The 11,697-nt window shown below is 59.6% G+C and carries 11 protein-coding genes; 9 read left to right on the top strand and 2 right to left on the bottom strand.

The features are described from left to right. Window positions 1-41 precede the first annotated feature (41 nt). The 8 genes from ACK1VC_RS15800 (at window position 42) to gltS (ending at window position 8,591) form a co-directional block, all read left to right on the top strand. Window positions 42-332 (top strand): hypothetical protein, encoded by a 291-nt coding sequence (locus tag ACK1VC_RS15800; protein WP_134792734.1) that lies wholly within the window; start codon window positions 42-44, stop codon window positions 330-332. Between the two features lie 70 nt (window positions 333-402). Beyond that, the gene (gene arcD, locus ACK1VC_RS15795; RefSeq protein ID WP_016485081.1) at window positions 403-1,830 is read left to right on the top strand and encodes an arginine-ornithine antiporter; all 1,428 of its coding nucleotides are present in this window, start codon (window positions 403-405) and stop codon (window positions 1,828-1,830) included. A 33-nt stretch (window positions 1,831-1,863) separates the two neighbouring features. Beyond that, window positions 1,864-3,126 carry an arginine deiminase gene (gene arcA / locus ACK1VC_RS15790; RefSeq protein WP_016485080.1) on the top strand — a complete coding sequence of 421 codons (1,263 nt, stop codon included), beginning with the start codon at window positions 1,864-1,866 and terminating at the stop codon, window positions 3,124-3,126. A gap of 69 nt (window positions 3,127-3,195) precedes the next feature. Continuing rightward, window positions 3,196-4,206: an ornithine carbamoyltransferase gene (locus tag ACK1VC_RS15785; RefSeq protein ID WP_016485079.1), complete on the top strand. Its 1,011-nt coding sequence runs from the start codon at window positions 3,196-3,198 to the stop codon at window positions 4,204-4,206. Between the two features lie 103 nt (window positions 4,207-4,309). Next, window positions 4,310-5,239 carry a carbamate kinase gene (gene arcC, locus ACK1VC_RS15780; RefSeq protein ID WP_016485078.1) on the top strand — a complete coding sequence of 310 codons (930 nt, stop codon included), beginning with the start codon at window positions 4,310-4,312 and terminating at the stop codon, window positions 5,237-5,239. Between the two features lie 56 nt (window positions 5,240-5,295). After that, entirely contained in the window at window positions 5,296-5,664 is a 369-nt protein-coding gene (locus tag ACK1VC_RS15775) for a DUF5064 family protein (RefSeq protein WP_016485077.1), read from the top strand. Between the two features lie 85 nt (window positions 5,665-5,749). Continuing rightward, a complete protein-coding gene (locus tag ACK1VC_RS15770; protein ID WP_023046961.1) occupies window positions 5,750-7,258 on the top strand; it encodes a sigma-54-dependent transcriptional regulator in 1,509 nt (502 codons plus the stop codon). Between the two features lie 127 nt (window positions 7,259-7,385). Next, window positions 7,386-8,591 carry a sodium/glutamate symporter gene (gene gltS / locus ACK1VC_RS15765; RefSeq protein ID WP_191087314.1) on the top strand — a complete coding sequence of 402 codons (1,206 nt, stop codon included), beginning with the start codon at window positions 7,386-7,388 and terminating at the stop codon, window positions 8,589-8,591. 58 nt (window positions 8,592-8,649) lie between these two features. Here the strand turns inward: gltS and ACK1VC_RS15760 are convergent, their stop codons facing one another. Next, complete coding sequence (locus ACK1VC_RS15760) at window positions 8,650-9,141, bottom strand: RidA family protein (RefSeq protein WP_023046960.1); 492 nt, start codon at window positions 9,139-9,141, stop codon at window positions 8,650-8,652. A gap of 78 nt (window positions 9,142-9,219) precedes the next feature. After that, window positions 9,220-10,611, bottom strand: a complete 1,392-nt coding sequence (locus ACK1VC_RS15755; RefSeq protein WP_197708364.1) for an NAD(P)/FAD-dependent oxidoreductase — start codon at window positions 10,609-10,611, stop codon at window positions 9,220-9,222. A gap of 700 nt (window positions 10,612-11,311) precedes the next feature. Between ACK1VC_RS15755 and gcvH the strand changes: the two genes are divergently transcribed. Next, window positions 11,312-11,695: a glycine cleavage system protein GcvH gene (gene gcvH / locus ACK1VC_RS15750; RefSeq protein WP_016485072.1), complete on the top strand. Its 384-nt coding sequence runs from the start codon at window positions 11,312-11,314 to the stop codon at window positions 11,693-11,695. The last annotated feature ends 2 nt before the right edge of the window (window positions 11,696-11,697 follow it).

Here is an 11,697-nt window from a genome sequence, read left to right as displayed (position 1 = left end):
TTGAAACAGCCTCGCCGGCCATATATGAGTGGTTACTTATAATGGAACAGGCCAATCAAGCTATAGCACTCATAACTGCATTGTCTATGTACGTGGCATTAAAAACCAGCAGTTGCAAGGCCGCTGGGAAAGTTCCTGATAAAACTCAAAATGCTTGTGAAAAATTTGCGAAACCCACAAAACCGGCTAGTTTCAAGCATCGCAGGCTGAGCAGAGCGATTGCTCTAGAAAGACATGGAGGTGCCAGCGCGCAAGGCTTGCAGCTTAAGCTGTCGGCACTCTCCAGGAGCACCCGTGAAGGAAATTTCCTACTTCACGGCGCCTTAAACTGACACAAGTCAGCAAACGGCAACGGCGTCAGATTTATGCTGACGTCAACTTTCTCCTGGCAGGAGTTGTTAAATGTCTGATTCATCTGGAAAACTGAAGCTCGGCGCGTTAGTTGCACTTGTCGTCGGCTCCATGATTGGCGGCGGGATCTTTTCGCTGCCGCAGAACATGGCCGCCAGCGCAGGGGTTGGTGCCGTACTGATTGGCTGGGGCATCACCGCGGTCGGCATGCTGACCCTGGCGTTTGTGTTCCAGACCCTGGCCAACCGCAAGCCTGACCTGGATGGCGGGGTGTATGCCTACGCCAAGGCCGGTTTCGGTGACTACATGGGCTTCTCTTCGGCCTGGGGGTACTGGATCAGTGCCTGGCTGGGTAACGTCGGCTACTTTGTGCTGTTGTTCAGCACCTTGGGCTACTTCTTCCCGATCTTCGGTGAAGGCAACACGCCGGCCGCCATCATTGGCGCATCGATCCTGTTGTGGGCGGTGCACTTCCTGGTGCTGCGCGGCATCAAGGAGGCGGCGTTCATCAACCTGGTCACCACCGTGGCCAAAGTCGTACCGCTGGTGCTGTTCGCCCTGATCTGCCTGTTCGCCTTCAGGCTCGACATCTTCACCGCTGACATCTGGGCCGTAGGCACACCGGAGCTTGGCAGCGTGATGAACCAGGTGCGCAACATGATGCTGGTCACCGTTTGGGTGTTCATCGGCATCGAGGGCGCGAGCATCTTCTCGTCCCGGGCGGAAAAACGCTCTGACGTGGGCAAGGCCACAGTGATCGGCTTTGTCACCGTGCTGCTGTTCCTGGTGCTGGTGAACGTGCTGTCGCTGGGCATCATGACCCAACCGGAACTGGCCAAGCTGCAGAACCCGTCGATGGCTGCCGTACTGGAGCATGTGGTCGGCCACTGGGGCGCGGTGCTGATCAGCGTCGGCCTGATCATCTCGCTGTTGGGGGCGCTGCTGTCGTGGGTACTGCTGTGTGCCGAGATCATGTTCGCCGCCGCCAAGGACCACACCATGCCGGAGTTCCTGCGCCGCGAAAACGCCAACCAGGTCCCGGCCAACGCCCTGTGGCTGACCAATGCCATGGTGCAGATCTTCCTGGTAATCACGCTGTTCTCCAACAGCACCTACCTGTCGCTGATCTACCTCGCCACCTCGATGATCCTGGTGCCCTACCTGTGGTCGGCAGCCTATGCGTTCCTGCTGGCACTGCGCAGCGAAACCTACGAGCAGGCCCTGGCCGAACGCAAGAAAGACCTGATCATCGGCGGCATCGCCCTGCTATACGCCATCTGGCTGCTGTACGCCGGCGGCGTGAAATACCTGCTGCTCTCGGCCCTGCTCTACGCACCTGGGGCGATCTTGTTCGCCAAAGCCAAGCGTGAAGTTGGCCAACCCATCTTCACCAACGTGGAAAAACTGATCTTCGCAGCCGTGGTCATCGGCGCCCTGGTGGCAGCTTATGGCCTGTACGACGGCTTCCTGACCCTTTGACCCACGTCTTCGTTCAATTGGAGGAATGAAACCATGTCCGCTGAAAAACAGAAGTACGGTGTCCACTCCGAAGCCGGCAAACTGCGCAAAGTGATGGTTTGCTCGCCGGGCCTGGCGCACAAGCGCCTGACGCCGAGCAACTGTGACGAGCTGCTGTTCGACGATGTGATCTGGGTCGACCAGGCCAAGCGTGACCATTTCGACTTCGTCACCAAAATGCGCGAGCGCGGCGTGGATGTGCTGGAAATGCACAACCTGCTGACCGACATCGTGCAGCAACCCGAAGCCCTCAAGTGGATCCTTGACCGCAAGATTACCTCTGACACCGTGGGTGTCGGCCTGACCAACGAGGTGCGCAGCTGGCTCGAAGGGCTGGAGCCACGCCACCTGGCGGAGTTCCTGATTGGCGGCGTGGCGGGCCAGGACCTTCCAGTCAGCGAAGGCGCCGAAGTGATCAAGATGTACAACAAGTACCTGGGCCACTCCAGCTTCATTCTGCCGCCGCTGCCCAACACTCAGTTCACCCGTGACACCACCTGCTGGATCTATGGTGGCGTGACGCTCAACCCGATGTACTGGCCTGCGCGACGTCAGGAAACCCTGCTGACCACCGCCATCTACAAGTTCCACAAGGAATTCACCGGCGCCGACTTCCAGGTGTGGTACGGCGACCCGGACAAGGATCACGGTAACGCCACCCTCGAGGGCGGCGACGTGATGCCGGTCGGCAAGGGCATCGTGCTGATCGGCATGGGTGAGCGCACTTCGCGCCATGCCATCGGCCAACTGGCTCAGAATCTGTTCGAGAAGGGCGCGGCCGAGAAAATCATCGTCGCTGGCCTGCCGAAGTCCCGCGCGGCGATGCACCTGGACACCGTGTTCAGCTTCTGCGACCGCGACCTGGTAACGGTATTCCCGGAGGTGGTGAAAGAGATCAAGCCATTCATCATCACCCCAGATTCCAGCAAGCCCTATGGCATGAACATCGCGCCGCAGGATGCCTCGTTCCTCGAGGTGGTGTCCGAGCAGTTGCTGGGCAAGAAAGACAAGCTGCGGGTGGTCGAGACTGGCGGCAACAGCTTTGCCGCCGAGCGCGAACAATGGGATGACGGCAACAACGTGGTGGCCCTCGAGCCGGGCGTGGTCATCGGCTACGACCGCAACACCTACACCAACACCCTGCTGCGCAAGGCCGGTATCGAGGTCATCACCATCAGCGCCGGCGAACTGGGCCGGGGCCGGGGCGGCGGCCACTGCATGACCTGCCCGATTGTGCGTGACCCGATCGATTACTAACGACCATTGCACCCGGCCGCGCCCACAAAGCGCCGGCCGGGACACTACCGGACTCAAGGAGAAGCAATCATGGCGTTCAACATTCACAACCGCAACCTGCTCAGCCTGGAACACCACACCACCCGCGAGCTGCGCTACCTGCTGGACCTGTCCCGCGACCTCAAGCGTGCAAAGTACACCGGTACCGAGCAGCAGCACCTGAAGGGCAACAACATTGCGCTGATCTTCGAAAAAACCTCCACCCGTACCCGCTGCGCCTTCGAAGTCGCTGCCTACGACCAAGGTGCCAACGTCACCTATATCGACCCCAACTCTTCGCAGATCGGCCACAAGGAGAGCATGAAAGACACCGCTCGCGTGCTTGGGCGCATGTATGACGCGATCGAGTACCGGGGTTTCAAGCAGGAAATCGTCGAAGAGCTGGCCAAGTTCGCTGGTGTGCCGGTATTCAACGGCCTGACTGACGAATACCACCCGACCCAGATGATTGCCGACGTGCTGACCATGCGCGAGCACAGCGACAAGCCGCTGCACGACATCAGCTACGCCTATCTGGGCGACGCCCGCAACAACATGGGCAACTCGCTGCTGCTGATTGGCGCCAAGCTCGGCATGGATGTGCGCATCGCCGCGCCCAAGGCACTGTGGCCGCATGACGACCTGGTCGAGCGCTGCAAGAAGTACGCTGAGGAAAGCGGCGCCCGCATCACCCTCACCGAAGACCCGAAAGCGGCGGTCAAGGGTGTGGACTTTGTTCATACCGACGTGTGGGTTTCGATGGGCGAGCCGATCGAAGCCTGGGGTGAGCGCATCAAGCAGCTCAAGCCTTACCAGGTGAATGCCGAGTTGATGAAGTCCACCGGCAACCCGCGGACCAAGTTCATGCACTGCCTGCCGGCGTTCCATAACTCCGACACCAAGGTCGGCAAGCAGATTGCCGAACAGTACCCGGACTTGGCCAACGGCATCGAAGTGACTGACGACGTGTTCGAGTCGCCGGCCTGCATCGCCTTCGAGCAGGCGGAAAACCGCATGCACACCATCAAGGCGATTCTGGTTTCGACCCTGGCTGACCTCTGACAATCGCCCCGCGCCTGGGGGCAGGCTTCGCCGGTGATCGCCGGCAAGCCAGCTCCCACAAAGGATCGAGGTGCTCACCCCATCTGCGTAAAGGACATTCCCCATGCGTATCGTTGTTGCATTGGGCGGCAACGCCCTGCTGCGTCGCGGCGAGCCCATGACCGCTGACAACCAGCGCGCCAATATCCGCACCGCCACCGAACAGATCGCCAAGATCCACCCTGGCAACGAACTGGTCATTGCCCACGGCAACGGCCCGCAAGTCGGCCTGCTGTCGCTTCAGGCCCTGTCCTACAAGCCTGACGAGGCCTACCCGCTGGACGTGCTGGGTGCCGAAACCGAAGGCATGATCGGCTACATGATCGAACAGGAACTGGGCAACCTGCTGGATTTCGAGGTGCCATTCGCCACCCTGCTGACCCAGGTGGAAGTGGACGCCAACGACCCCGCCTTCAAGGACCCGACCAAGTTCATTGGCCCGGTCTACAGCAAGGAAGAGGCCGAGCGCCTGGCCAAAGAGAAAGGCTGGGTGGTCAAGGCCGATGGCGACAAGTACCGCCGTGTGGTGGCCAGCCCGAAACCCAAGCGCATCTTTGAAATCCGCCCGATCAAGTGGCTGCTGGAAAAGAGCAGCATCGTGATTTGCGCAGGCGGTGGCGGCATCCCCACCATGTACGATGAAAACCGCAAGCTCAAGGGCATTGAAGCGGTGATCGACAAAGACCTGTGCTCTGCACTGCTGGCCGAGCAATTGGAAGCCGACCTTCTGATTATCGCCACCGACGTCGACGCGGCCTACATTGACTGGGGCAAGCCCACGCAAAAAGCCATTGCCCAGGCCCATCCGGACGAACTCGAGCGCCTTGGCTTCGCCGCAGGCTCCATGGGGCCAAAAGTGCAAGCTGCCAGTGACTTTGCCCGCAACACCGGCAAGGTGGCAGTGATCAGTTCGCTGGAAAACATTGAAGACATTGTCAAAGGTACTGCTGGCACACGGGTCTCCACCGAGAAGCCTGGGATCAGCTACCGTTGAATGCAGTTGGCGGGTGCCTGGCGCCCGCCGTTTTCGACCTTCCAAAGGAGCTAGCCATGGCCCATTATGAACCTGGTCATGTACATATCGAGCGCTCTGCGCTGAACAGTGCCGACCACAGCTATGACCTGAACATCGACTACGAGGCAGCGTCGGACCCCAAGGAAGGCAGAGGCATTCAGTTCCGCATGCATGGCAGCATCGAAGGCAAGCCGGTGGAAGAAAAGTTCTTCCTCGCCAAGGACCAGGTATTGCCCAGCTTCCTCATGCTGCTGACCCGCAAGGCTCAGTCATATCTCGCGCCGCCGAAAAAATTCGAGACACTGAGTTCGCCGCACAAGCTCTATGACGATATGTTCGCGGACATTCGCGAAAAGCTTGACGTGAAATCGGGCGACCCCATCAAGCCTGAACATCTGGAGTGATTTCGCGTACTTGGGGCTGCTGCGCAGCCCCGGCGATGTTAAGGCATACTACCGCCCTCCCCGGCCACCACCTTGCCCCTCCCCAATGCGCATCCATGTCAGCTTCATCGACCGCGTCGGCATCACCCAGGAAGTCCTCGCCCTGCTCGGTGCCCGCAACCTCAACCTGGACGCGGTGGAGATGGTCCCGCCGAACGTTTACATCGATGCTCCCACCCTCAGCCCTGCCGTGCTCGAAGAACTGCATGACGCACTGTTCGAGGTGCAGGGCGTGCAATCGGTGGACGTGGTCGACATCCTCCCCGGCCAGCGCCGCCACCTGCAGCTCGACGCCCTGCTGGCGGCGATGAGCGACCCGGTACTGGCCGTGGACAGCGCAGGCCTGGTGCTGCTGGCCAACCCGGCGCTGATCGCCCTGTGCGGCCGCGAATCCGCCGGGCGTTCGGTGGGCGAACTGTTTGGCGACCCCGCGCTGCTGCAGGCGCTGCTGGACAACAACTTCCACCTGCCCATGCGCGAAATGCAGCTCAACGGCCAAAGCCTGCTGCTGGACGCCATGCCGATCACCAACGCAGGTGGCCTGCTCACGCTCTACCCGCCCACGCGCATGGGCGAGCGCCTGTCGGCCCTGCACCACGACCATGCCGAAGGCTTCGATGCCCTGCTCGGCGAGTCGCCCGCCATCCGCACGCTCAAGGCCCGCGCCCTGCGCGTGGCGGCGCTCGATGCACCGCTGCTGGTGCACGGCGAAACCGGCACTGGCAAAGAGCTGGTCGCCCGCGCCTGCCACGCCATCAGCAGCCGCCACGCCGCCCCGTTCCTCGCCCTGAACTGCGCCGCACTGCCCGAGAGCCTGGCCGAGAGCGAGCTGTTTGGTTATGCACCCGGTGCCTTCACCGGCGCGCAACGCGGTGGCAAGCCCGGGCTGATGGAACTGGCCAACCAGGGCACGGTGTTCCTCGATGAAATTGGCGAAATGTCACCCTACCTGCAGGCCAAGCTGCTGCGTTTTCTCAGCGATGGCAGCTTCCGCCGGGTGGGCGGCGACCGCGAAGTGAAGGTGGATGTGCGCATCATCAGTGCCACCCACCGCGACCTGGAGCGCATGGTCGCCGAAGGCAGCTTCCGCGAAGACCTGTTCTACCGCCTCAACGTGCTCAACCTGCAGGTACCGCCACTGCGTGACAGGGGCCAGGACATCCTGATGCTGGCGCACTTCTTCATGCAGCAGGCCTGCACGCAGATCCAGCGCCCAGCCTGCCGGCTGACCCCGGCCACCCATTCGGCACTGCTGGCCAACCCGTGGCCGGGCAATGTGCGTCAACTGCAAAACGTAATCTTCCGCGCTGCGGCCATCTGCGAGGGCAACCTGGTGGATATCGGCGACCTGGACATCGCCGGCACCTCGGTGGCAAGAGGACAGGACGGTGAAGTGGCCAGCCTGGAACAGGCCGTGGGTGATTTCGAGCGCGAACTGTTACAGCGCCTGTATGCCAGTTACCCGTCGACGCGTCAGCTGGCCGGGCGCTTGCAAACTTCGCATACCGCTATTGCCCAGCGGCTGCGTAAATATGGAATACCCGGAAAACTTTGATACGCGTCGTCAAAGCCGACAGCTCATTCAGACTTTTCCTAGCCGCTTGGCCGCAATTGACTGGCGTGCTCGCCGTAGAATGATGACATCGTTATTTCGCATGTCACCTTGAACGAAGAGTACCCTGATGTTTGAACTCGATTTTTACGGGACACTTGTAGCCGCCTCCCTGGTATTGCTACTGGGGCGCGGGCTGGTCGCACGCATTGGTTTCCTGCGCGCTTACAATATCCCGGAACCTGTTGCAGGCGGATTGGTAGTGGCCTTGGCGCTCTTGGCATTGCGCAGTTTCGATGTACAGGTCCAGTTTGATACCTCATTGCAGACACCGTTGATGCTGGCGTTCTTCGCCACCATCGGCCTGAGTGCAGACTTCGCCAGCCTGAAGAAGGGCGGCAGTGTGGTCGCTGTGTTCCTGCTGGTGGTGACTGGCTTGCTGCTGGTGCAGAACGCCATGGGCATAGGCCTGGCAACGGCATTGGGGCTCGACCCATTGCTGGGCCTGCTGGCTGGTTCGATCACCCTGTCCGGGGGTCACGGCACGGGCGCCGCCTGGGGCGCCACGTTCACTGAAAAGTTTGGGGTGGCTTCGGCTTCCGAACTGGCGATGGCCTCTGCCACCTTCGGCCTGGTACTGGGCGGCTTGATTGGTGGCCCGGTTGCCAGGTTGCTGATCAAGCGGGTAAAGACGCAGGGGGTGGAAGAAGAAGTTCCACATCTGCCAAAAGGCTTTGAACAGCCGAATAAAGAGCGTCTGATCACCTCTTTTTCATTTATCGAAACGCTGGCACTGATTGCCGTCAGTTTGCTGGCCGGTACATTACTGAATGGAGTATTGAGAGGCACGGCATTCGAACTGCCGACATTCGTTTGTGTACTCTTCGTGGGCGTACTGCTGCGCAACGGGCTTTCGGCATTCGGCTTTTATCGTGTGTTCGAACGAGAAGTTTCGGTGCTGGGCAATGTCAGTCTGTCCCTGTTCCTGGCCATTGCCTTGATGTCGCTCAAGTTGTGGGACCTGGCGGCACTGGCCTTACCGTTCTTTGCGTTGCTGGCCGCGCAAACGCTGGTCATGGCACTGTTTGCGATCTTCGTGACATTCCGGGTGATGGGCCGCAACTATGATGCGGCAGTGCTGGCGGCCGGGCACTGTGGCTTCGGCCTGGGTGCAACGCCGACGGCCATTGCCAACATGCAAGCAGTGACCCAGCGCTATGGCGCCTCGCACATCGCCTTCCTGGTAGTGCCGATGGTGGGCGCGTTCTTCATCGACATCATCAATGTCATCGTGATCAAGCTGTACTTGGCATTGCCCTTGTTTATCGCGGGGTAACTCAGCCAACCCTGTTGCTGGCCGTCCTGGGCGTTGGCCCAGGACGAAGCACATCCGCTCAGGGACGAACCGCTGTAACTTCGATCTCAACGCGCCAGGCCGGGTGTGCCAGGCCCGCAATCTGGAACGCGGAACGCGCGGGCAGAACCGGCTGTTTGGCGGCAGGCCCGAAGAACTGGGTATAGCCGGCCATGAAACCGTCAAAATCCATTTTGCCGCCGTTCTCTGGCCCACCCACCAGGAACACTTGCATCTTCACCACATCCGTGAGGCCAAGACCCAGTTCTTTCAGTTGCTGCTGAATGTTTTCAAGCACATTGATGGTTTGTGCCTTGGTGTCACCGTAGGCTTCCAGTGACTCCTTGGGTGCATCGGGATGGATAACCGACGGGACCGAACCACTCAGGTAGATGACCGTCTTGCCCGCGGGGACTTCTACAGCTGACGAGATCGGGAAACTGCCTGCGCCATGGCGCACGATATCTTGTGCATGGGCGCTGCCGATACCGGCCAATGCCAGTGCAGCCACGGTGTTCAAAGCGACTTTCATGGTGTTCTCCTGAAAAGTACCAAGCATGTGCACGCATGGATGATGCGCACACGGGTCATTCCATTGCGCCAGGTGCGCTTAGAATCGATACAGGCTGAAGGGTTTCGGGTCCAGCACGGGCGCCTTGCCAAGCAGCAAATCGGCCGACAGCTCGGACGACACCGGGCTCTCCGTCATTCCCCAGCCGGTTGCGGTGTTGAGGACCAGCCCCGGGTACTCGTTGACCTGCGAGATGATGGGGTTCTCATCCGGAGCAATGGCCATCGCACCGCTCCACTGATCGATCAGCTTCGCATCACTGAAGGCAGGGAACTCGACCTTGAGTTTTTCCAGAGATGCATTCAGCTCCGGAAGGTCCGGGGCCGCCGTCATCAGCCGGTTTTTCTCGAAAGGCGAAACTTCGTCCAGCCTCCAGTGGGTTGGCTGAATGAACGAATCAATGAGCTGCTTGTTGAGCGAGATGTGCACCGGGAAGTCCGGGATGGCCAGCAGAGGCAGGTACTTGTAGCCGTACATGAACGACTCTTTCACTACCGGGGCAACCACGACGCGTGGCGAAGTGGCGTAGGTACCGTCGGCCTGCTCACGGAAGTAGATATTCCCCGGCAATGCAACGTTGCCGCCGGGTGCACGGGGGGCCGCACTGATGATTTGCTGGGACTGGTAAGCGGGCAAGGTCGGCACATCGACCCCCAGGTTCTGCATGAACAGCCTGGACCAAGCCCCACCCGCCACGACCACCCGCGAAGTCCGGATGGCGCCCTTCTCGGTCACCACATCAGAGATGGCTCCCGCCTGGGTCTCCAGCCCTCTTGCGGCGCAGTGGGTGTAGATACGCACGCCCATTTTCTTGGCGTACTCCGCCATGACAAACGATGCGCGCTCGGCATCGAGGCTACCGGAATCTTCTTCGAAACCCGCGACCTTCCAGTTTGACGATGCTCCACGCAGACGCTGTTCAAGTTCATTGCCCTGGATGATTCGCGTGTTGAACGGTATATCCGCTGCCACTTCACGGCCTTTGCTATCGATCCACTGCCTGACGCCTTCCAGGTCCTCTTCATCGAACGGCACTTCCACCCGACCTTGCGTGCGATAGCTGGTATCTGCACCCACTTTGGCATTCATTTCACGCCAACGTTGCTTGGCAAGATGGTGCAACTGGAAAGTTGCGTCCGGCATCTTGTAGGTCATCACCTGACCATAAAACCTGCACGACTGCTCGCCGGCAATTTCACCTTTTTCAACGACAACTACGGAAAGGCCACGTTCGACCAGGTTGATCGCCGTCATGAGCCCAAGAATGCCCGCGCCAACGACGACTACATCCGCCTGCTTGGGCAGCTCTCCCTCAGTGCCCCCTACAAAACCAAACCGTGGTTTGCCGGGGATCAGCCTGCCTTCGCGCGTCAGCAGGGGGGTCAGAATCCCCGCGCCCCCCGCAACAGCCAAGACGCCACCGCCGATCAAAAACTTACGCCTCGTCATTCCCATGACACTTTCCTTTCCTGGTATCCGGTGTTGGTTGCATCCGCCCAGACGGCGAGACACCTGGTTGCCCGACAGCCTTCCTGACCCACTTTGCGGGCCAGGCAGTCAGGCTGAGCATTAACATTCAAGGGGGGCGATTCTGGTGATGCACCCGTGCCGGTAAAATCGCAGCGGGCAAATAATTAGTTCAGCGATTTGCAAACTAATATGCAGGAGACATAAATAGTTGAGATCGCGACACCGCATCTTTACCTGATCAACTTGACTTCGCAGCACGCATCAAGATTAGTTTCATTGGTGCAATAACCTCATTAAAAAGCCGGTTATTTGAAACTTATTAATTCCGCCGCTTGGGTCAAACTTGTGTTCCTAGAATTGATATGCGGTGGTTCCAGCGACAGCCCGTGAAACCATGGGTGTATCGATTTAAATACACCGTATCGAAATCAGTACAACCCCGTTAGAAAGCGGCTGCGCAAGGGTTTGATCCCCAAACGCTTTTTTATGCTTCGCCATCTGTAGCGTTCTCGTTCCACAAGAACCTCAAGGCGAACGCAAAAAACCAATAACTTGTTGTTTTATATATATTTTTTGTGATTGGCCGCGTTTTTGCTAAGGGAATACCAACCCAAGAGCGCGGACCCACCGCGCCCAACGCCCTGCTTCCCGAGGATTCCCCATGAGCGAGTTGCGTTTCACTGAAGATCACGAATGGCTGCGCGTCGAAGCCGATGGCAGCGTCACCGTGGGCATCACCGCCTACGCGCAGAACGCCCTTGGCGATGTGGTGTTCGTGCAACTGCCAGAGTTGCAGCAGTATGAAAAAGGCAGCGAAGCGTCCACCGTCGAATCGGTCAAGGCCGCCAGCGGCGTGTATATGCCCCTGGCCGGTGAAGTGGTCGAGGTCAACGGCCAGCTCGAAAGCAGCCCTGAACTGGTCAACGAAGACCCGATGGGCGAAGGCTGGTTCTTCCGCTTCAACCCAGCCGACAGGAGCGAAGTTACCGCCCTGCTCGACCAGGACGCCTACGACCGCCTTATCAAAGCCAACGACGACGCCTGAGG

It is taken from the genome of Pseudomonas sp. XP2 (assembly GCF_053557975.1).
The sequence above is the reverse complement of the archived record's forward strand: the minus strand, read 5'-3'. Positions and strand labels throughout refer to the sequence as shown.